The sequence below is a fragment of the Nonomuraea sp. NPDC004702 genome (assembly GCF_053601695.1).
The window spans coordinates 66,826-87,610 of the sequence record NZ_JBSGCE010000035.1 but is presented as its reverse complement, the minus strand read 5'-3'; the positions used below and the strand labels follow the sequence as shown (position 1 = coordinate 87,610).

At 71.6% G+C, this 20,785-nt stretch carries 19 protein-coding genes, 1 tRNA gene and 1 pseudogene; 5 read left to right on the top strand and 16 right to left on the bottom strand.

Annotated elements, in window-relative coordinates; genetic code table 11:
• Positions 1-2: 2 nt before the first annotated feature.
• A pseudogene (locus ACWEJ6_RS34430) lies at positions 3-665 on the top strand (histidine kinase dimerization/phosphoacceptor domain-containing protein); the annotation flags it as partial.
• A gap of 285 nt (positions 666-950) precedes the next feature.
• Here ACWEJ6_RS34430 and ACWEJ6_RS34425 read toward each other — a convergent pair.
• Complete coding sequence (locus ACWEJ6_RS34425; protein WP_452429189.1) at positions 951-4,214, bottom strand: BTAD domain-containing putative transcriptional regulator; 3,264 nt, start codon at positions 4,212-4,214, stop codon at positions 951-953.
• Positions 4,215-4,286: 72 nt separating this feature from the next.
• Here ACWEJ6_RS34425 and ACWEJ6_RS34420 point away from each other — a divergent pair, with 72 nt between their 5' ends.
• Positions 4,287-5,135 (top strand): NAD(P)-dependent oxidoreductase, encoded by an 849-nt coding sequence (locus ACWEJ6_RS34420; protein ID WP_387677008.1) that lies wholly within the window; start codon positions 4,287-4,289, stop codon positions 5,133-5,135.
• On the opposite strand, the gene ACWEJ6_RS34415 is transcribed toward ACWEJ6_RS34420, so the two are convergent.
• Entirely contained in the window at positions 5,136-6,506 is a 1,371-nt protein-coding gene (locus ACWEJ6_RS34415) for a cystathionine beta-synthase (RefSeq protein WP_352323551.1), read from the bottom strand. It lies immediately after the preceding gene.
• 126 nt (positions 6,507-6,632) lie between these two features.
• Here ACWEJ6_RS34415 and ACWEJ6_RS34410 point away from each other — a divergent pair, with 126 nt between their 5' ends.
• The 3 genes from ACWEJ6_RS34410 to ACWEJ6_RS34400 all read left to right on the top strand — a co-directional run bounded on the left by ACWEJ6_RS34410 (position 6,633) and on the right by ACWEJ6_RS34400 (position 10,384).
• The gene (locus ACWEJ6_RS34410) at positions 6,633-7,616 is read left to right on the top strand and encodes an SGNH/GDSL hydrolase family protein (RefSeq protein ID WP_452429186.1); all 984 of its coding nucleotides are present in this window, start codon (positions 6,633-6,635) and stop codon (positions 7,614-7,616) included.
• A gap of 147 nt (positions 7,617-7,763) precedes the next feature.
• On the top strand, positions 7,764-9,092 hold the full coding sequence (locus ACWEJ6_RS34405; protein WP_452429184.1) for an outer membrane protein assembly factor BamB family protein: 1,329 nt from the start codon (positions 7,764-7,766) through the stop codon (positions 9,090-9,092).
• A gap of 74 nt (positions 9,093-9,166) precedes the next feature.
• Entirely contained in the window at positions 9,167-10,384 is a 1,218-nt protein-coding gene (locus tag ACWEJ6_RS34400; RefSeq protein WP_387677001.1) for an acetyl-CoA C-acetyltransferase, read from the top strand.
• Positions 10,385-10,447: 63 nt separating this feature from the next.
• On the opposite strand, the gene ACWEJ6_RS34395 is transcribed toward ACWEJ6_RS34400, so the two are convergent.
• The 14 genes from ACWEJ6_RS34395 to ACWEJ6_RS34330 all read right to left on the bottom strand — a co-directional run bounded on the left by ACWEJ6_RS34395 (position 10,448) and on the right by ACWEJ6_RS34330 (position 20,749).
• Entirely contained in the window at positions 10,448-10,855 is a 408-nt protein-coding gene (locus tag ACWEJ6_RS34395; protein WP_352352999.1) for a PPOX class F420-dependent oxidoreductase, read from the bottom strand.
• 56 nt (positions 10,856-10,911) lie between these two features.
• The gene (locus ACWEJ6_RS34390) at positions 10,912-11,145 is read right to left on the bottom strand and encodes a DUF4287 domain-containing protein (protein ID WP_352323556.1); all 234 of its coding nucleotides are present in this window, start codon (positions 11,143-11,145) and stop codon (positions 10,912-10,914) included.
• A gap of 159 nt (positions 11,146-11,304) precedes the next feature.
• Positions 11,305-12,096 (bottom strand): Bax inhibitor-1/YccA family protein, encoded by a 792-nt coding sequence (locus ACWEJ6_RS34385; protein WP_387676998.1) that lies wholly within the window; start codon positions 12,094-12,096, stop codon positions 11,305-11,307.
• A gap of 365 nt (positions 12,097-12,461) precedes the next feature.
• Positions 12,462-12,537 (bottom strand) — tRNA-Leu (locus tag ACWEJ6_RS34380).
• Positions 12,538-12,586: 49 nt separating this feature from the next.
• Positions 12,587-13,111 (bottom strand): peptide deformylase, encoded by a 525-nt coding sequence (locus tag ACWEJ6_RS34375; protein ID WP_452429181.1) that lies wholly within the window; start codon positions 13,109-13,111, stop codon positions 12,587-12,589.
• Positions 13,108-13,620 (bottom strand): glycine cleavage system protein R, encoded by a 513-nt coding sequence (locus tag ACWEJ6_RS34370; protein ID WP_387676995.1) that lies wholly within the window; start codon positions 13,618-13,620, stop codon positions 13,108-13,110. Before ACWEJ6_RS34370 ends, ACWEJ6_RS34375 begins: the two co-directional genes overlap by 4 nt.
• A gap of 81 nt (positions 13,621-13,701) precedes the next feature.
• A complete protein-coding gene (locus ACWEJ6_RS34365) occupies positions 13,702-15,018 on the bottom strand; it encodes an NAD(P)/FAD-dependent oxidoreductase (RefSeq protein ID WP_452429179.1) in 1,317 nt (438 codons plus the stop codon).
• A gap of 95 nt (positions 15,019-15,113) precedes the next feature.
• Complete coding sequence (locus tag ACWEJ6_RS34360; protein ID WP_452429177.1) at positions 15,114-15,908, bottom strand: uracil-DNA glycosylase; 795 nt, start codon at positions 15,906-15,908, stop codon at positions 15,114-15,116.
• A gap of 18 nt (positions 15,909-15,926) precedes the next feature.
• Positions 15,927-16,865 carry a hypothetical protein gene (locus tag ACWEJ6_RS34355; protein WP_452429175.1) on the bottom strand — a complete coding sequence of 313 codons (939 nt, stop codon included), beginning with the start codon at positions 16,863-16,865 and terminating at the stop codon, positions 15,927-15,929.
• Positions 16,862-17,188 carry a PadR family transcriptional regulator gene (locus ACWEJ6_RS34350; protein WP_352323564.1) on the bottom strand — a complete coding sequence of 109 codons (327 nt, stop codon included), beginning with the start codon at positions 17,186-17,188 and terminating at the stop codon, positions 16,862-16,864. The genes ACWEJ6_RS34355 and ACWEJ6_RS34350 overlap by 4 nt, the downstream gene beginning before the upstream one ends.
• A gap of 88 nt (positions 17,189-17,276) precedes the next feature.
• Positions 17,277-18,734 carry a hypothetical protein gene (locus ACWEJ6_RS34345; RefSeq protein WP_452429173.1) on the bottom strand — a complete coding sequence of 486 codons (1,458 nt, stop codon included), beginning with the start codon at positions 18,732-18,734 and terminating at the stop codon, positions 17,277-17,279.
• Between the two features lie 188 nt (positions 18,735-18,922).
• Positions 18,923-19,870, bottom strand: a complete 948-nt coding sequence (locus tag ACWEJ6_RS34340; RefSeq protein WP_449913914.1) for a Ppx/GppA phosphatase family protein — start codon at positions 19,868-19,870, stop codon at positions 18,923-18,925.
• A complete protein-coding gene (locus tag ACWEJ6_RS34335) occupies positions 19,861-20,349 on the bottom strand; it encodes a DUF501 domain-containing protein (protein ID WP_352323567.1) in 489 nt (162 codons plus the stop codon). The genes ACWEJ6_RS34340 and ACWEJ6_RS34335 overlap by 10 nt, the downstream gene beginning before the upstream one ends.
• Positions 20,339-20,749 carry an FtsB family cell division protein gene (locus ACWEJ6_RS34330; protein ID WP_387676979.1) on the bottom strand — a complete coding sequence of 137 codons (411 nt, stop codon included), beginning with the start codon at positions 20,747-20,749 and terminating at the stop codon, positions 20,339-20,341. Before ACWEJ6_RS34330 ends, ACWEJ6_RS34335 begins: the two co-directional genes overlap by 11 nt.
• Positions 20,750-20,785: the final 36 nt, after the last annotated feature.

Sequence of the window (20,785 nt, the reverse complement as noted above, 5' to 3'; positions counted from 1 at the left end):
CGATGCTCGGCTGGCTCGGCCTGATGCTGATGCTCGACCTGGCCATCGCCGTCAGCGTCGGAGGGTTGCAGTGGTTCGTGCCGTTCTGCGGCGCGGCCGGGATCGCGGCGGTCGTCCTGCGCCGCCGCCACCGGCTTGAGGGCTTCTGCGCGCTGCTGGGGCTGTCCTTCGCCGCGTCGGTGGTCATCGGGTCGGTCGGCGCGCTGGGCGCGCCCGGCATGGCCGAGACGGGGTCGCTGCTGATCCTCCTCATCGGCGTGCTGCGGCACGTGGAGCCGGTACGGCGGGCGGCGGTGCTGTCGCTCATGGGGCTGGGCGTGCTGATGGCCGAGTCGGCCAGGCGCGACTACCCCACGGCGGGGCTGGCGTTCGCGTTCCTGCTGTTCGCGGGGTGGTCGACGGCCGCGGGCATCGGCGGCTACCTGCGGTTCCAGCAGGAGCGCCGGACCGAGGCGGTGCACTCCGTACGCCGGGCCGAACGTCTCGAACTGGCCAGGGAGCTGCACGACCTGGTCGCCCACCACATCACCGGCATCGTCGTCCAGGCCCAGGCCGCGCGTACGGTCGCCGAGCACAAGCCCGAGGCCGTGCTGCCCGCGCTCGACGCGATCGCCTCGGCCGGGTCGGAGGCGCTGACCTCGATGCGGCGCATGGTCACCGTCCTGCGCACCGAGGACGAGGCCGACCGCAGGCCCGGCACGACGCTGGCCGACCTGCGGCTGCTGACCGAGCGGTTCTCGGTCGAGGGGCCGAAGGTGGCCTTCGAGATCGGGTCGGGCATCGACGACCGGACGCTGCCGCCCGAGGTGATGACGACGCTGCACCGGGTCCTGCTGGAGTCGCTCACCAACGTGCGCAAGCACGCCACCCGGGCCGCGTGGGTGGAGGCCGACCTGCGGCGGTACGAGCGGGTGGTCGTGCTGCGGGTGCGGAACTTCGGCTCGGTCGCGTCAGACCCGCGGGTGTCCCGGCTGGGCGGCGGGTTCGGGCTGGTCGGCATGGCCGAGCGGGTGGAGGCTCTGGGCGGCAGGCTCTACGCGGGCCCGTCCCCCGAGGGCCCCTGGGAAGTGATCGCTGAGTTCCCGCTCCCCTGACCCGCCCGACCGTCCGACCGCGACCTCGCCGGATTCCCACTGTCCTGACCCGGCCGACCGGTCGGCCGGGCCCTTGCCGGGTTCCCACTGGCCCGAGACCTCAGGATCCCGCTCCCCCGCGGCGAAGGACGCGGCGAACTCCGGCTCGCCCATTGCGGCGCGCAGGCGGGCGGTGATCCGGTCCACGTCAGGGCGTTCGCCGGCGGGAAGGGGCGCGCCGACGGCCCGCCGGAGCGCCGCGGCCCGTCCCAGCTTCCGCGCCGCCTCCGCCAGGTGCTCGCGGCCCGCGATCGACAACGCGCCCGCCAGCCCCTCCAGGGCCAGTGCCACGGCCCGCGGGTCGCCCGTCGCGCGGGCGTTCGCGTACCCCTCGCGCTGGCGCGCCAGCGCGGTCTCGGCGTCGCCGCGCTGCTCGGCCACGAACCCCCACTCGGCCATGACGAACGCCGTCCCGGGCGTCCCCCGCACCTGCCGCAGCCAGTCGAGCGCGGACAGCAGGTACGACTCCGCCTCCTCGTACCGCCCCTGCCTGCGGGCGCTCATGGCCAGTCCGAGCAGCGCGTTCTCCTCCGCCGACCGGTACGACTGCGCCACCGCCAGCCGCCTGGCCCGCCCGTGGTAGTCGTCGGACCGCTCGTAGTCGCCCGTGAGCAGCGCGAGCCGGCCGAGCGCGGCCAGCTTGAACGACACGTCGAACCCCAGCCCCTCGGCCAGTCGCAGCGCCTCGTGCCGCAGCTGGGCCGCCCGCTCGTAGTCGCCGCGGATCTCGGCCAGCCGGTCGAGGACGTCCATGGCCTCGACCTGCCCCCATTCGTCCCCCAGCTCGCGGAAGAGGGCCAGGCCGCGCTCGCCGTCGCGTTCCATCGCCGCGAGGTCGCCGCGGCCCACCGCGAGCTTGGCCCGCAGGCACAGCGCCGCCGCCACCCCCCACCGGTCCCCCAGCTCCTCGTACGCCGCCAGCGCCCGTCCCACCGCGTCCCGGTGCGCCGCGTGGTCGCCGTACGCCCAGCGGACGAAGCTGAGGAACCAGTCGGCCAGCGCGGCCCCCGCACGGTCGAGCGCGGCGCGGCGTACCGGCGGGGTGGGCTCGCCGAGCAGCAGCCCGATGCCGGCCAGCCACACCGAGGCCAGGGCGGCGGCGCTGTCCTCGCCGCCCGCCGACAGCGCCGCCTCGATCGACCTGCGGGCCTCGCGCAGCCTGCCGCGCAGGATCCAGTACCAGGCGAGCGCGTTGGCCAGGCGCAGGGGCTCCGGTCCTGACAGGGCCAGCCGCAGGTTGGCGCTCTCGGCGTCCAGCCGGTCCAGCCATTCGTGCTGGCGCGGGCCGCGCAGCTCGGCGCGGGCGGCCAGGTCGGTGTAGTAGCGGGCGTGCCGCTCCCGCAGCAGGTCGTGCTCACCGGCCGCGCGCAGCCGTTCGAGGCAGTAGGCGGTCACCGACTCCAGCAGCCGGTAGCGGGGTCCCAGGGGACCGGGCGCCACGGCGACCAGCGACCGGTCCACGAGCCTGGCCAGCACGTCGAGCACGTCCACGCCGGGCTCGGCGCAGACCGCCTCGGCGGCCTCCAGGGTGCAGCCGTCGGCGTGCGCGGCCAGCCGCCGCAGCACCGCGCGTTCCTCGTCCGACAGCAGCTCCCAGCTCCAGTCGATGGTGGCCCGCAGCGTGCGCTGCCGGGCCGGGGCGTCCCGCATCCCGGCGCTGAGCAGCCTGAACCGGTCGTCCAGGCGGGCGGCCAGCTCCTGTACGCCGAGCGCCCGCACCCGCGTCGCCGCCAGCTCCAGGGCCAGCGGGATGCCGTCGAGCCGCCGGCAGATGACGGCCACGGTGGGGCCGGGCTCCACGTCCGCGCGGGCCGCGAAGAGCCGCACGGCGTCGGCCTCGGCCAGCGGGTGGACGACCCGGACCCGTTCGCCGGACACGCCCAGCGGCTCCTGGCTGGTGGCCAGCACGCGCAGGCCGGGCGCGGCCCGCAGCAGCGCCGAGACGAGCCCGGCGACCTGCTCGACCAGGTGCTCGCAGTTGTCCAGGACCAGCAGCGCGCTCCGGCCCGCCAGCACCCCGGCCAGCCTGGACGCCAGCGGCACGGAGTCGTCGTCGCGCACGCCCAGCACGGCCGCCACCGCCTCGGCCACGTCGGCGCCCCCGGCCCCGGCCAGCTCCACCAGCCACACCCCGTCGGCGAACCCGCCCCGCCGCGGCTCGGCGGAACCCTCGGGGAAGGCCAGGCGGCGGGCGGCGGCGAGGGCGAGACGGGTCTTGCCCACGCCGCCCGGCCCGGTCAGGGTCACCAGCCGCGAGTCCGTCAGCAGGGCGGCGACCTCGGCGAGGTCGGCGTCCCGGCCGACCAGCGGGGTGAGCGGCGCGGGCAGGTTGGTGAGCGGCCCGGGGTCGGCGGCGGGCGGCGGGGCGGCCAGCGAGGGGTCGTGGCGCAGGATCGCCCGGTGCAGCGCGGCCAGCTCGGGCGAGGGGTCGAGCCCCAGCTCCTCGGCCAGCCTGACGCGCAGCTCCTCGTAGCCGGCCAGCGCCTCGCTCTGCCGGCCGCCCCGGTACAGGGCCTTCATGTGCGAGGCGCGCAGCCGTTCGCGCAGGGGGTGCCGGGCGACCAGGTCGGCGAGGTCGACGTCGTGGCCGAGCGCGAGGCGCACCTCGGCCTGCTCCTCCAGGGCCGACAGGCGCAGCTCGGTCAGCAGGGTGATCTCGGGACGGGCGAACCCCTCGTCGGCGAAGTCGGCGTAGGCCGCGCCCCGCCACAGGGCGAGCGCCTGGTCGAGCTCGCGGGCGCGCTCACGCGGGGCGGCGCCGCGGCGGCCCACGAGCGCGCGGAACCGGACGGCGTCGCAGTCGTGGGCGGCCAGCCGGTAGCCGGCCGGGCCGTGGACGACCATGGCCGGGTCGCCGAGCGCGCGGCGGAGCTGGGAGACGCGGGCCTGGAGGGTGCCGAGCGGGTTGCGGCCGGGCCGGTCGCCCCACAGGTCGTCGATCAGCCGGTCGGCGGAGACCGGGCCGCCGCCGGCCGCCAGCAGGGCGGCGAGGAGCGCGCGGACCTTGGGCTCGGCGACGTGGATCTCCTCGCCGCCGTCCGTCCGGACGGTCAGCGGGCCGAGCACCCCGAATCGCACCATGCAGAGACTAACCCGTAGCCGGTCATAAGGATTTCCGTAGGGCGGTGCCGCAGGCTCCCTGTCATGACTCAGGTGACAGTTGCAGGACTCGGCCCGATGGGGTCGAAGATGGCCGAGACGTTCCTCGGCGCGGGTTTCGACGTGGCCGTGTGGAACCGTACGGCGAGCAAGACCGAACCGCTGGTCGCCCGGGGAGCCCGGCGCGCGGCCTCGGCCGCGGACGGCGATCTGCTGGTGTTCAGCCAGATCGGCTACCAGGCGATGTACGACAGCCTCGGCGAGGCCGGGCTCGACGGGAAGGTGCTGGTCAACCTCAGCTCGGGCACCCCGGAGGAGCTGCGCGCGGCGGCCCGCTGGGTGGCCGGACGCGGCGGCACGCTCATCACCGCCGGGATCATGGTCCCGCCCCCGGGCATCGGTCAGCCGGGGGCGTACTCCTTCTACAGCGGCCCCAAGGACGTGCTCGACCGGCACACGGCCACGCTCAGGGCCCTCGGCGACGTCGTCCACGTCGGCGCGGACGAGGGCCTGGCGATGATGTACTACCAGTCGCTGCTGCTGATCTTCTGGTCCAGCCTGACCAGCCAGATGCACGCCATGGCGATGCTGAGCACGGCCGGGGTCTCCCCGCTGGAGTTCCTGCCGTACGTGCGGGAGACCTTCACCCAGCTCGGCGGCGACGGCGTGATGGGGTTCGCGAAGATCCTGGCCGAGGAGTTCGCCGCCGGGGCCTACCCCGGCGAGCTGAACTCGCTGCACATGCAGGCCGTGGGCCTCGGCCACGTCGTGCACGCGCTGGCCGAGGCCGGTGTGGAGACCACGGTGCCGAACGCGCTGAAGGAGCTGTTCGAGCGCGCCGACGCCGAGGGACGCGGGCACGAGGGCCTCGGCACCGTGATCGAATCGATAAGGAAGCCCTGATCAGTGGTTGGCGAGGAAGGCGAGCAGGTCCTGCCGGGTGAGCAGCCCGGCGGGCTTGCCGTCCTCCAGGACGACGGCCGCGTCGGCCTTCTCCAGCGCCTCGACCGCGCGCGCGACGGGTTCACCGCTGCCGATCGTGGGTAGCGGCGCCGACATGTGGTCGGAGATCGGGTCGTCGGAGGCGAGCCTGCCGTGGTAGAGGGCCTCCAGGAGGTCGCGCTCGACGATGGAGCCGACCACTTCGGCCGCCATGACCGGCGGCTCCTCCTTCATGACCGGAAGCTGGGACACCGAGTACTCGCGCATGATCGAGATGGCCGTGCCGACCGACTCGTGCGGGTGGGCGTGCACGAACTCCGGCAGGCCCGGCCCCTTGCGCGCCAGCACGTCGCCGACCAGGCCCTCGTCCGAGCTGGTGGTCAGGAAACCGTAGTCGGCCATCCAGTCGTCGTTGAAGATCTTCGACAGGTAGCCGCGGCCGCCGTCGGGCAGCAGCACGACCACCACGTCGTCGGGGCCCGCCTTGGCCGCCACCTGCAGCGCCGCCACCACGGCCATGCCGCACGAGCCGCCGACCAGCAGCCCCTCCTCGCGGGCCAGGCGGCGGGTCATGTTGAAGGAGTCCTTGTCGGACACCGCGATGATCTCGTCGCAGATCCCGGTGTCGTACGTGGCCGGCCAGATGTCCTCGCCCACGCCCTCCACCAGGTAGGGACGGCCCGAGCCGCCGGAGTACACCGAGCCCTCGGGGTCGGCTCCGATGATCTTCACCCGGCCGTCGGAGACCTCCCTGAGGTAGCGGCCGGTGCCGCTGATCGTGCCGCCGGTGCCGATGCCCGCCACGAAGTGCGTGATGCGGCCGTCGGTCTGCTCCCACAGCTCGGGGCCGGTCGAGTGGTAGTGGGAGTCGGGGTTGTTGACGTTGGAGTACTGGTCGGGCTTCCAGGCGTTGGGGATCTCGCGGGCCAGCCGGTCGGAGACCGAGTAGTAGGACTCCGGGTGGTCGGGCGAGACGGCGGTGGGGCAGACCACGACCTCGGCACCGTACGCGCGCAGCACCGCGATCTTGTCCTGGGCCACCTTGTCGGGCACCACGAACAGGCACCGGTAGCCCTTCTGCTGGGCCACGATGGCCAGGCCCACTCCGGTGTTGCCGGACGTCGGCTCGACGATGACGCCGCCCGGCCGCAGCGCGCCGGAGGCCTCGGCGGCCTCGATCATGCGCAGCGCGATGCGGTCCTTGACCGAGCCGCCCGGATTGAAATATTCGACCTTGGCCAGCACCTGGGCGGAGATCCCCGCCGTGACCTTGTGCAGGCGGACGAGCGGAGTGTTCCCCATGAGATCGACCAGGGAATCGTAAACGCGCACCGAGGTGTTCACCTTCTTTGCCGAAGCTTGATCAGCTTGCCCGAGGCCGAGATCCAGTGGGGGTGGCAGGCCCTCGGCTAGTTTTCAAGCAAACGCTACCGCCGAGTTCGACCGGGAGGGCACTACGTGGTCTGGGCAGCAGGCATGGCACGCGCGGCCAGGCGGATCGCGATGGCGGCGGCGCTCGGAGGTGGCGGGCTCACGGCTCTGGGAGCCACGGCGTACGGCCTGCTGATCGCCGAGGGACTGCTCGCGCGCAAGGCCATCGGCCGCCCCCACGGTCTGGACGGACCGCCCTCCGACGGCGTCTACGGCGATTTCCGCGGCAAGCCCCTCAAGATGGCCATGCTCGGCGATTCCACCTCGGTGGGCCTGGGCATGGCCGACCCCAGCCACACCCCCGCCGTCCTGCTGGCCAACGGCGTGGCGGCGGTGGCCGAGCGGCCGGTGCACCTGCTCGTGGCGGGCAAGTCGGGCGCCCCCTCCGCGGAGCTGCCCGAGCAGGTGGACGCCGCCCTCGCCATGCGCCCGGACGTGGCGGTCATCTTCGTGGGGGCCAACGACATCATCACCCAGACGCCGCCCGCCGTGGCGGTGCGCCACCTGGCCAAGGCGGTGCGGCGGCTGCGCGAGGCGGGCGTCGAGGTGGTCGTCGGCACCTGCCCCGACCTCGGCACGGTGCGGCCCATCGCCCAGCCGCTGCGCTGGGTGACCCGGCGGTGGAGCCGTCAGCTCGCGGCGGCCCAGACCGTCGCCGTGGTCGACGCGGGCGGCCGTACGGTGGCGTTCGCCGACGTCCTGGGGCCGGAATTCGACACAAATCCGACAGAAATGTTCGGACCGGATCGTTTCCATCCATCTGACCGAGGTTACGCGCAGGCCGCTTACGCGGTGCTACCGTCGGTGTGCGCTGCGTTGGGGCTGTGGCCTGAGCCGCGGCCCGCGCGGGGCGAAGGACTGCAACCGATCTACCTTGCGGCGGCAACGGCCGCGGAGGAGCCCGGCACCGAGGTCACCGCGACCCGGGTCGACGGGCGGGCCACGGGGCTCCACGGCAAGTGGGCCACGCTGTTCCGCCGGCGGCTCGGCGAGACGCCTACCGACGCGTGAGCGCGCCCGGCGGGCGGCTCGACGATCCCACCGACGCGTGATCGCGCGCGCCGGGGGGTTCGGCGACGCCTGATCCGGTCACCCTCCGAGCCTGATCCGTCACTCCTCGTCCTCTTTTGGAGTGAATTGCCTGTGCTCCGGCCCCTCATGAAACCTTCCCTGGCCCTCGCGGGGACCCTCGCCCTGACCGCCTGCTCCGGCAGCGACGCCGCCACGGCGAACTTCCCCTCCTGGCAGAACACCCAGGTCAACGCGGTCAGCCGGATCGTGTCCGCGGCCGGTGTGGTCACCACCACCTCCATGAAGCCCGACGGCACGCTGGAGACGGTGGCGCTCGGCCTCGAAGACGGCCGGCGCCTGTGGGCGTACCCGGCCACCATGGCGGGCCGCCTGCCCGGCATGGGCGTCTCCGCCCCCGCGGTCGTGGAGACGGCCAAGGGCCAGGGGGTGGTCGTGGCCCTCGATCCGGCGAAGAAGGGCCGCTGGAACGCCACCCTCATCGCCCGCGACGCCCGTTCCGGGGCGCAGAAGTGGGCCAGGCCCATGCACTCCACGTTCGGGCCGCAGCGCTGCGGCCCCTACGTGTGCGTGTCGGAGCACACCGCCCTGACCCACGCCCGGATGGTCGTGCTCGACCCGGCGACCGGCCGGGTGATGTGGCGGCTGCCCGGCATCTCCGAGGTCGAGTGGTCCGACCCGGCCCGGGTCCTGCTGCTGCGGATGGCCGCCAACCCCATGATCGAGTCCTACGACGTCAAGACCGGCAAGCTGCAGTGGCAGCAGCCGATCGAGCAGGCGCTCGGGCCCGGCATCGACCTGTCGGGCGGGTGGGCGTTCGGCTCGACCGGCGACAACCTGGTCGGCTACGTCGCCCCCTACACCAACCCCCAGACGAAGAAGGTCTCCACCTTCGGGCTGTTCTCCATCAGGATCAGCGACGGCACGGTCAACTGGATGCGCCCCTCGGTCGTGCGCGTCTATCCCAGCGGCAGCCCCGGCTACGCGCCCGTCGTCCGCCCGGTCGACCGCCAGGGCGCCTACGGCGGTTTCGCCAGGCTCGACTCCGAGACCGGCCGGGTGGTCGGCCAGATCACCGCCTCCGACGTCCCCGGCTCGGGCTGGTGGCTGGCCTTCCCCGATCGCATGGACAAACTGGGCTTCCTCAAGCACGACGCCAAGGGCAGCGCCTTCGACCTGGTCTCGGGCAAGCCCGCGCAGGTGGGCGAGGAGCGGGGCTGGTCCTTCTGCGTCACCGATCCCAAGCCGCTGCCGCTGCGCGGCCAGGCCCCCGGCTTCTACTCCACGGCCGCCGTCTGCGAGTACGACCTGGGCACCGGCACCCGCGTCTCCCCCATGAACGCCCCGCCGCCCTGGTTCACCGGCAGCCAGGACGGCTGGCGCCTGTGGCGCGACGAGAAGGGCGCCGTGCACGCCGTCAACGACCACACCGCCACCGCCCCCGGCATGTACGGCTGACGCGGGGCCCCGGGGTGCTTGCGAGGAGGACTGGAATATAGTTCTAATATCACCGCCGGACACAAGGAGGGGCCATGCCCGAGGCAGTCATCGTCGCAACCGCGCGTTCCCCGATCGGACGAGCCTTCAAGGGGTCGCTCAAGGACATCCGTCCCGACGATCTGACCGTACAGATGATCCAGGCGGCGCTGGCCAAGGTGCCCCAGCTCGACCCGAACACGATCGACGACATCATGCTCGGCTGTGGCCTGCCGGGCGGTGAGCAGGGCTTCAACATGGCCCGGGTGGTGGCGGTGCTGCTCGGGCTCGACACCGTGCCGGGCACGACCGTCACGCGCTACTGCTCCTCCTCGCTGCAGACCACGCGGATGGCCTTCCACGCGATCAAGGCGGGCGAGGGCGACGTGTTCGTCTCGGCCGGCGTCGAGACCGTCTCGCGCTTCGCCAAGGGCAACTCCGACTCGCTGCCCGACACCCACAACCCGCTGTTCCTCGACGCGACGGCTCGCACCAAGCAGGCGGCCGAGGGCGGCCGCACCTGGCACGACCCCCGCCAGGACGGCGCCGTCCCCGACATCTACATCGCCATGGGTCAGACCGCCGAGAACCTGGCCCAGCTCAAGGGCGTCAGCCGCCGCGAGCAGGACGAGTTCGGCGTGCGCTCCCAGAACCTGGCCGAGAAGGCGCTGGCCGACGGGTTCTGGCAGAAGGACATCACCCCCGTCACGCTCCCCGACGGCACCGTGGTCAGCAAGGACGACGGCCCCCGGGCCGGCACCACGTACGAGGGGGTGGCCGGGCTCAAGCCGGTCTTCCGCCCCGACGGCACGGTCACCGCGGGCAACTGCTGCCCGCTCAACGACGGCGCGGCGGCCCTGGTCATCATGAGCGACGTCAAGGCGGCCGAGCTGGGCATCACGCCGCTGGCCCGGATCGTCAGCACCGGCGTCAGCGGGCTCTCGCCCGAGATCATGGGCCTCGGGCCGGTGGAGGCGTCCAAGCAGGCGCTGTCCCGGGCCGGGATGGCGATCGAGGACATCGACCTCGTGGAGATCAACGAGGCGTTCGCGGCGCAGGTGATCCCGTCGTACCAGGACCTCGGGATCGAGCTCGACCGGCTCAACGTCAACGGTGGCGCCATCGCCGTCGGGCACCCGTTCGGCATGACCGGGGCGCGCATCACCTCGACGCTGATCAACAGCCTGCGCCACCACGACAAGAGCCTCGGCCTTGAGACGATGTGCGTGGGCGGCGGCCAGGGCATGGCGATGGTGCTGGAGCGCCTGTCCTAGATCGTGCTCGGCGGCCCCGTGCCCGGCCTTCCCGGCCGCGCGGGGCCGTTCGCGTCCCGGAGGTCAGCCCTGGCGGTCGGGGCCGGCCTGGAGCGGGGTGACGCGGACGATGACGCGCCGCTCGCTGACCATGGCCTCGCGGTAGGCGTCCCAGTCGGGGTGTTCGCCGGAGATGTCCCGGTAGTAGGCGACGAGCTGGTCCATCGCCTCCGGCAGGGAGACGATCTCGGCCGTGCCGTCGACCTGGAGCCACTCGCCGAAGAAGCCGTCGGCGAGCACGCAGAGCGAGACGCGGGGATCCCGGCGGATGTTGTGCACCTTCATCGCCGTCTCGCGGGTGCTGATGACGATGTGCCCGCCGGCCACGCCCGCCAGCACCGGCGACATCTGCGGGTGCCCTCCGCGACGGCTGGTGAGCAGGACTGCGTGGTGGTGGGTCTCGATGAAGCCGAGCGCCTTGTCCAGATCCATGTGTTCATGATGCCGCGCCCGTGCTCGGAGCACGGGCGCGGGGATGGGGAAGGGCTCTACATCAAGCCCATGCGGGTACGGCGGTGCCGCTCGTGCTCCAGCACGATCGCGGCGGCGTAGCCGTGGGTCAGCCCGTGCTCGTCGGCGAGCCAGTTGGCCCGCTCGTCGCACCTCAGGAAGGATGGGCCGTTGTCGATGGCTTGGAACCACTCGGGGAGTTCGCGTCCCGTTATCGTGGGGACCCTTGCGATGAGCTTCGTCTGCGTCTCCGGTGAGTGGTTCAAGGACATGGGCACCTCCGCGGATTAAGGTCCTTTGCTCGACACTGCAACACCGCGCTGCGAATGGCAACCCCCCGGCCAGGCATCATTCTGTGACGGCAGGTAGATTTCCGGTCGCACAAAGAGAGGGCCCCGCCGGTTACGGCGAGGCCCCCAGGAGATGAACGATCAGTCGTCGCCGGTGAAATAGCTGATGAGGCGGAGCACCTCAAGGTAGATCCAGACCAGGCTCAGCATGAGGCCGAACGCGCACTGCCAGGCGAACTTGTCCGGGACGCCCTGGCGCACGCCCTGCTCGATCGAGTCGAAGTCGAGGAGCAGGAAGAAGCAGCCGATCAGGATCATGACGATGCTGAAGATGTAGCCGAGCGGGCTGTCGGTGCGCAGGCCGAGCCCGACGCCGTTGAAGATGCCGACCAGCAGGTTGACCAGCACCAGCCCGACCACCGCGATGGCGGCCGCCATGCCGTACCTGACCAGCTTGGGGGTGACGCGGACGACCCGCAGCGAGTAGACGGTCAGCACCGCGCCGAAGGCGAAGGCCGTGCCGAGCACCGCCTGGAAGACGATGCCGCTGATGGCGCCCTCGAACAGCTGGCTGATCTTGCCGAGGAAGACGCCCTCGAACACCGCGTAGCCCAGGATGAGCGCCGGGTTGGTGCTCTGGGTGAACGAGGCGATCAGGCCGAGGATGAGGGCCACGACGGCGGCACCGACGGCCACCATCGGGGGGACGTTGAGCACCCACGTCGCGGCGGCGGCCACGACGAGTGCGCCGAGGGTGAGGAAGCCCCGGACGACGACGTCGTCGAGGGTCATCGCCCGGTAGGCGGGCGGGGCCGGGGGTGCGTACGACGGGGCGTCGTACATGTTCCGCAGGGTGTCGGGTGACGGGGCCGGGCCGGCCCAACCCGCGCGCTGCTGGCGCGCCCTGCCGAATACGGGGTTCTTGCTCTCCATCGCTGCCTCCTGTGGCGCCGAGCCTACGGGGCCTGGCGGCACCTAGGTCAACTCACGCTCAGATCGAAGTTCGTCGGGGGGACTTCGGCAGCGAGGACAACGAACGTGACCTCGCACGAGTTCCCGAGGCCGGGACGGCCGTCCGGGGCCGACGGCGGGGCGGCGAGTAACTGCGTCGCAACCAATGGAAACCGGGTTCTGTTGGGTTTCGTGATGAAAACGGAATCTTCCGGATGCCTCACCGGACCGGGTCTTCCCGGCAAACGACTGGAAGCATTGTGTGACGGGTTGACAGCAGTAGTGAACCACCGGATGCGACAAGACGCTTCACTCGGAGAAAACCCCAGGTCGGGGACACTTAAGAATGGTGCCCCCGGCGGGATTCGAACCCGCACTACAACCCTTTTAAGGGGTTTGCCTCTGCCATTGGGCTACGGGGGCGCCGCAATCATACGAAACGGACCATGCTTCCGAGGAGCACAACTTCGCATCAGGCGTCACAACTGTGAAGTCTGCGGTGAAGTGATAGCGCCCCTGGCACTCTGTCCAAGAAGAGTAGACCGTCCAGATGGTCCAGTTGGTGCTGAATGCAGCGGGCCTCGAAGGCGTCCGCCTCGATGACGACCGGCTCCCCTGTGCCCGGCAAATGCCCATGTACGGTGATACGCGTCGCCCGTCGCACGTCGGCCATGAGCCCCGCGATGGACGCGCACCCCTCGCGCCCGCCGTCCCAGTGGGAGGCGCTCGTGAGGCGAGGGTTGACCAGGACGAGCTCCCCGGCCCATGACCGGGCCCGGGGGTGGGCCCAGGCGTTGAAGGCGATCAGCCGCCACCTCAGGCCGATCTGCGGGGCCGCCAGCCCCGTCATGGCCGTCTCGCCGCGCAGGGTGGCGAGCAGGTCGGCCGCGGCCCGCACGGTCTCTGGGGCCGTCGGGTCGACCGGCTCGGCCCTGGCCGACAGCGCCGGGTGCGGCGCGCCGAGCACCTGGCGCGGGGTGCCTCTGGCGCCCGTCACAGCAGGTCCGGCTCGACGGGACGGAAGGTGATCTCCGAGTCGAGCCCGGCGCCGACCGCCGCCAGCCGGCGCATGAGGGCGGCGACGTCGACGTCCTTGGGCAGCTCGACGTCGGCGATGAGCACGTAGAGGCGGCCGGTGAGCCGGGTGCTCATGCCGGTGATGTTGCCCCCGTCGGCGGCCAGCACGGCGCTGACGGCCGAGATGATGCCCGGCCGGTCGGGGCCGTGCACGGTCAGGACGTAGCCGAGGCCGCCGCCGTCGTCGCAGAAGTGCCGCCGCGCCTCGATCGCCGAGGCGGAGACCACCAGCTCGGGCGCGCCGAGCCGCTTGGTCAGCTCGGCGGAGTCGAGATCGCCGGAGACCAGCAGCATCATCGCCACGTACCCGCCGAGCAACGTCATGGTCGAGTCCTGGATGTTCGCGCCGCAGTCGGCCAGCGAACCGGTGACGGCGGCGATCACGCCGGGCCGGTCCACGCCGAGCACGGTCACCGCTGAGAGCCCCACCCGTGGTACCCCTTCCGCATTTCTGTCCAGGGGTGCCGAAAACGCCCCGGCGATGCTCGCCGGGGCGCTGCCGTATCTGGGCTAGCGGCGGGTCGTCGCCACCGCGGCCCTGAACCCGTCGCGCGGATGCTCCATCTCACCCAGCGAGATGGTCTCTCGCTTGAAGAACAGGGCCAGGGTCCAGTCGACGACGACACGGACCTTGCGGTTCAGCGTCGGCACCCGCGACAGATGGTAGGTGCGGTGCATGAACCACGCAGGGAAACCGCGCAGCTTGACGCCATAGACATTGGCGACGCCCTGATGCAGGCCCAGTCCGGCGACCGATCCGACATACTTGTGGCGGTAATCGACCAGTTGCTCGCCCCGCAGGTGCCGGACGATGTTGTCGGCCAGCACCTTGGCCTGGCGCACGGCGTGCTGGGCGTTGGGTGCGCAGTACTGGCCCGGGTTCGTCACGTCGGGCACCCCGGCCGCGTCGCCGGCGGCGAAGGCGTCGCGGGTGCCGGCGACGGTCAGGGCGGCGGTGGTCTTGATCCGGCCCCGCTCGTCCAGGGGCAGGTCGCTGTCGTTGACGACCGGGCTCGGCTTGACGCCCGCCGTCCACACCAGGGTCTCGGCGTCGAACTCGGTGCCGTCGCTGAGCACGACGTGGCCGCCCTCGCACGACTCCAGCCTGGTGTCCAGCTTGACCTCGATGCCGCGTTCGCGCAGCTGCTCCAGCGTCCACTTGCCCATCTCGGGGCCGACCTCGGGCAGCACCCGGTTCGTGGCCTCGACGAGGACCCAGCGCAGGTCGGCCGGGGTGATGTTGCGGTAGTAGCGGGTGGAGTCCTTGGCCATGTCCTCCAGCTCGGCCAGCGCCTCCACGCCCGCGAAGCCGGCCCCGACCACCACGAACGTGAGCGCCCTGCGCCGCACCTCGAGATCGACGGTCGACTCTGCCACGTCGAGCAGGTGCAGCACGCGGTTGCGCAGCGCGATGGCCTCGCCGACGGTCTTGAACCCGATGCCGATGTCGGTCAGCCCGGGGATCGGCAGCGTACGCGAGATCGACCCGGCGGCCATCACGATCACGTCGTAGGCCACCTGGCGCGGCTCGCCCTCGGCGGGCTGGAAGGTGACGACGCGCTCGGCGTGGTCGACCTTGGTGACCGTGCCGTTGAGTATGCGCACCTTGGGGAGGATCCGGCGCAGCGGGGCCACCATGTGCCTGGGCGAGAGGTTGCCCGCCGCCGCCTCCGGCAGGAACGGCTGGTAGGTCATGTAGGACTGGGGGTCGATGATCGTGATGCGCGCCTCGCCGCCGCGCAGCTCGCGGTGGAGCTTGCGCTGCAGCCTGAGCGCGGTGTACAGGCCGACGTAACCGCCGCCGACGATCAAGATGTGCTTGTTCATCCTGAGGCCCCATCCCTCGTGGAATGCTTGTGAAAGCATTCACAAGCTTACGTCGGGCCCTTCCGGAGAGTCCAACCCTGGGATGGTGGGACGCGTCACACCGCCAGTGACCTGGCCCGGAGGAAGACGTCGTCCAGCATCTGGGCGGTGACGCGGCCGGTGAAGGTGTTCTGCTGGCTAGGGTGGTAGCAGCCGATCAGGGTGACCGGGGCGGCGTCGTGCCGGACCTCGACCTCGACGCCGTGGCCGAACCGGGGGCGAGTGCGCGGCAGCTCGTAGCCGGCGTCCTTGAGCGCGGGCCACATGGCCTGCCAGGCGAACCCGCCGAGCGCCACCACCGCCCGTACGCTCCCCGCCACCATCGCCACCTCCCGCGCCATCCACGGGAAGCAGGCGGCCTTCTCCTCCGGCGTGGGCTTGTTGGCCGGAGGCGCGCAGCGCACCGACGCCAGCACCCTGGTGTCGATGAGCTCCTGACCGTCGCCGGCGTACGTGCTGGTCTCCTTGGCCGCCAGGCCGCAGCGGTGGAGCGAGGCGAACAGCCAGTCGCCGCTGCGGTCGCCGGTGAAGATGCGGCCCGTCCTGTTGCCCCCGTGGGCCGCCGGGGCCAGGCCGACCAGCAGCACCTTCGGCCGCTCGGCCCCCCACCCGGGGACGGGACGGCCCCAGTACGTCTCGTCCGCGAACGCGCGCCGCCGCACGCGCGCCACTTCCTCGCGCCACTCCACCAGACGCGGGCAGGCGCGGCAGACGGACTGCGCGGCCGTGAGCTCCGCGAGGGTGCCGGTGGTGGAGGCGAGGCGGCGCACGTCCGCGGGGTCATGGGCCACCGGGGTGTCAGGGGTGGCGGGATCGCCGGGCCAGCCGGTGCCGGGTGGTACGAAGCTCATGACACCGATGGTGCCCGATCACCTCGTCCTCTCGGGCACGGGCGTGGTGGCGGTGGCGGTGGCGGTGGCGGTGGCGGTCGGCGCGGGCGTCGCCGAGGGGGCGAGGGGCGCCGTGGAGGCCGTCGGGCACGCGGGGGGCGCGGCCGTGGGCATGCCGTCGTCGGCCATCATGTCCTGCTGCTGGACCAGCGGCAGCGGGTAGCGGTTGAGCACCGGCTCGCCGCAGGACCGGTCGACCATGTACCCGTGGTCCTCGGGGCTGACCGTGATCGGCTTGCCGTCCTGGTCGTAGAGGTAGACGTCGGTCAGCGGGCTGCCGTCCTTGGCGTACGGCTTGATGTTGTAGACGTCGAGACCGCCGCCGACCAGCATCACGTCGGCCGGCGCCGCCATCGCGACCGGCTGGTCGTCCCGGTCGGAGACCGTCGCCATGCCGGCGAGCAGCGCCAGCCCCGCCAGCACGTTGACGCCCGTGGCCAGCAGCGCGGCGAAGCGCCCCCCGCGGGCCCGGCCGAACCACACCGAGACCCACACCGCCACCGCCACGAGCGCCCACTCCGCCAGGTTCCCCGGGACCACGCCGCCGCCCGCCGTGATCGCCAGCAGCAGCATGGCCAGCAGGTAGCCGCGCAGCACCCACCAGCCGGGCCGCAGCTCGGGCAGGAAGGCCACGAAGCTCCGGTACGGCTTGTGCCGCAGCAGCTCGGCATGCGCCCGCGCCGCCCACACGCGCGGCCGCGGACGGCGACTCCGGCGGCTCTGAGGACGCCCTCCGTAGGCGGCCACCAGCTCCTCCGCGTACGCGGCGGGCGGCCCGAGCCGATCCTCCAGCGGCAGGTCGGACTCGGCCGCGATCTCGGCCAGATGGTCGTCGAGGTCCTCGATCAGCTCCTCGCGGTCGGGGTGACCGGCCAGGGCGTCGCGGACGGCCTGCGCGTACTGTTCCGGCGTGGTCATGCGTGGCCCTCCTTGAGCAGGGAATCCATGGTGGCCGCGAACGACGCCCACCGCTTGGCGGAGGTGGCGTACAGGGTGCGGCCGACCTCGTTGAGCCCGTAGTACTTGCGGTGGGGGCCCTCGTCGGAGGCCACGACGTAGGAGTTGAGCGCGCCGGCCTTGAACAGGCGGCGCAGCGTGCCGTAGACGGAGGCGTCGCCCACCTCTTCCAGGCCCGCCTCCCTGAGCCGGCGCACGACGTCGTAGCCGTAGCCGTCGCGCTCGGCGAGCACGGCCAGCACGGCCAGGTCGAGCACGCCCTTGAGCAATTGGCTGCTATCCACGCGAAGCAGAGTACTGCGCTATGCACAGTAGTGGCAACAAGAGAACCGGGCGGCTCCCGGAAGGGTGCCGCCCGGTCACATGATCAGCTTAGGCGTCGGTCTTGGGGCAGGTCGCCGAGTAGTTGGCGACGCCCGACGAGGCGGCGTTGGGGCTGACGACGACGAGCTCGATGGTGCCCTTCGTCTCCTTGCTGTTCTGCGTGCCACCGACGCCCCAGGTCACGGCGAGGTCGCCGTTGACCTGACGCTCAAGGACGTTGACGTCCTTGACGCCGTTGACCACCCAGTAGTACTTGACGGTGGTCGGGCCGGTGCTGTGCAGGGTGGCCGAGAAGTCCACGCCGGGACCACGGTTGTCCTTGCACATGTCGGTGCGGGTGTTGGTGACCGACACGGACGACACGGACGCGGTGGGCTTGGGAGCCTCGCACGCCGCGTACGACTGCGTGATCGAGTCGTTGTTGTTCGGGCCGGTGACCGTCAGGGTGATCTTGCCACCCTTGGCGGCCTCGCCGGTCAGCGCCTGCTCGGAGAGCTCGACGGTCTTGGAACCGCTGCCCCCGAAGAGGCTCTCGCCCTTGGCCACGGACTGGCCGTTGACCGCCCAGGTGTACTGGACGCGCGCGGCGCCGGTCGCGCTGACCGTGGCGTGCGCGCCGACCTTGCAGCCGTTGTGGTTGGTGGCCGTCACCAGGTTGGTGGCCGACACCTTGACAGCGGGAGCGGGGGTCGAGTCCTTGCACCACACCTTGTAGTAGGCGCGGTTGGACAGGGCGTCGTCGGGGCCGACGATCTCCAGCTGCGCCCAGCCACGCTGGCTGTGACGCGGGGAGATGCCGAAGCCGACCTTGCGCTTGTTCCAGACCTTGACCTTGCCGTGGTCGACGACCTCACCGTTCAGGATCCAGCGGTAGCGGACCCAGGTCGGGTGGTTGACGCTGATCAGACCGGTGAAGTCGATCTTGTCACCCGGGGTGCAGACGCCCTCGTAGGACGAGGGGTTGGCCCAGGCGCGAGCCGAGACCGACACGTCCTTGTCCGTACGAACACCCGAACGGTCGTCCCCGTCATTCCTGCCACCTTGGTCGGCACAGCTGACCGAGAAGTAGCCCTTCTTGGACGTGGCCTTCTTCGGACCGAGGACCTGGACGGCCTCCCAGCCCTTGACGTCACCCTTGAAGGTCACCGACTCCTTGACGGTGACCGACTTGGTGCCGTGGCCCTTGAGCTTGACAACCTGGACCTTGCCCTTGGACCCGTCACCGTGGAGCCAGCGGTAGGCGAGCTCGGTCTTGCCCTTGACCGGGACCGAGATCCTGGACGAGAAGCGCAGGTTGACCGGACAGGAACCCTGGTAGTCCTTCGACGAGACCTTCGGCGTGGTGACCGAGACCTTGCCGGACTTGGTGGACTTGGCCGCGGTGGCCGTGCCGGTCTTACCGGCCGCGGCCGAGGTCGCCGCCTGAGCGGGGCTGGCTACCAGGCCCGCTGCCATGGCGGCCAGCACGGCGGCGGAGGCGCCGAACGCCGCCGCCTTACGTGCCAACCCAACAGACATCATGTGAGAGTGCTCCATTCCGTGAGGGAAAAGACGCGCTCGGGAACGGTCGCCACGCCGTCACCTTCCGTGCACAGCAATATGGCAAAGCCCCCGTTTTGCGCCTTTACCTAATCACAATAGTGATTGCACGCTCAACACGGGTCATAGATCGGAAATGTCCGGATTTGGCTATCTCAGCCGGCGAGGGACCAGGCGATTCCATCCAAGATGTCGTGTTCGCTGACGACGACCTGCGAAAACGCAAAACGACGCACGATCCGGTCAAGAATTAGCGCACCGGCGCCAATCACGTCAACCCGCCCAGGATGCATCACCGGAATCCGCGCGCGATCACCATGGGTCATCGCCAGCAGCCGCCGCGTCACCTCGTGAACCTCTTCGGCGGTGATCCTGGAGTGGTGGATGCGCTCGGAGTCGTAGGCCGGCAGGTCGAGGGCGATGCCCGCGATCGTGGTCACCGAGCCCGCCAGGCCGACCAGCGTGTGCGCCCGCTCGACGGGCACCGCCTCCTCGACCCGGTCGAGGGCCGCCTCGATGTCGGCGACGACGGCCTCCAGCGCCGGGGCCGGCGGCGGGTCGCCGGCGTCCCTCAGGTGGCGTTCGGTCAGCCGGACGCAGCCGATGTCCACCGACAGCGCGGCCTCGGCGTGCTCGGAGCCGACCACGAACTCCGTGGAACCGCCGCCGATGTCCACCACCAGGTAGGGCGGCAGCGGGCCCTGCGGCATCTCGGTCTCCGGCGAGATGCGCAGCAGGCCCCTGGTCGCCCCCCTGAACGACAGCTCGGCCTCCTCCGCCCCCGTCACGACCTCGGGCGTCACGCCGAAGATCTCGCGGACGCCGTCGGCGAACTCCTGCCGGTTGCCCGCGTCGCGGGTCGCGCTCGTGGCCACCACCCTGGTCGCGACCGCGCCGTGCCGGTCGATCAGCTCCCGGTAGGAACGCATCGCCTTGAACGTGCGCTCCAGCGCGTCGGGCGCCAGCATGCCGGTGCGGTCGACCCCCTGCCCCAGACGGACGATCTCCATCCGCCGCTCGACGTCGTGCAGCGTGTCGTCGCGGACGTCGGCGATGAGCAGGCGCACCGAGTTGGTGCCGCAGTCGATGGCGGCTACACGCATGGTCCGTCACTCCACCAGTCGGGGAGCGCGTCGAGCGCCTCCCTGCCGAACGGGTTGCTCCCCGGCACCGCCAGCTCGTGCGCCACCAGGGCGTGCAGGCACTTCACCCGCAGCGGCATGCCGCCGGTGCTCTGCATGTCGCGGGGCAGCGGCTCCATGCCCTCGTCGTGGGCCGCCTTGTCGCGCCTGGCGACGTAGTCGTCGTGCGCGGCCTGGTAGGCGGCCGCCAGGTCGGGGTCGCTGGCCAGCCTGGCCTGCATCTCGCGCATCAGGCCGGAGCCTTCGAGCGTGCCGATGGCCGAGGCGGCCTTGGGGCAGGTCAGGTAGTACAGGGTCGGGAACGGCGACCCGTCGGGCAGCCGCGGCGCGGTCTCCACCACGTCGGGATTGCCGCACGGGCAGCGGTGGGCCACCCCGCGCAGCCCTCTGGGCGGCCGGCCGAGCTGCCGCTGGACCGCCTCGACGTCGTCACTTTCCACTGCTGCTCTCCACCGCTCTGCGGCCCGTGCCCTTGTCGGCGGCCTCCACCGACTCCCACAGCGTCTGGTACCACGGCGGCACCTCGACGGGCTGCTTCACGGCCGTCTGCTCCTTGCCCTTCTCGGGCTCCATCACCACATAGCACTTCTCGCCGGGGCCGCAGAAGTGCAGCCGCTCCTTGGCGGTGCGCTTGATCCAGTTGGGATCGTCGCTCTGCCGGTCGCGGGCCAGCAGCGTCTGCCGCTCGGCTTCGACCCTGGCCTTCTCCGCCTGCAGCTCGGCGATGCTGCGGCGCAGGCTGATGTACTCGCGCACAGGGTAGGCCAGGCTCATCGCGATCGCGCACACCACGACCGCGAGGATGGCTGCCCGCCCGGTCAGCTGCGGCCTCTTCGCCAATGCTGCACACCCCCTTCGACGTACGGCCCGCGGCCG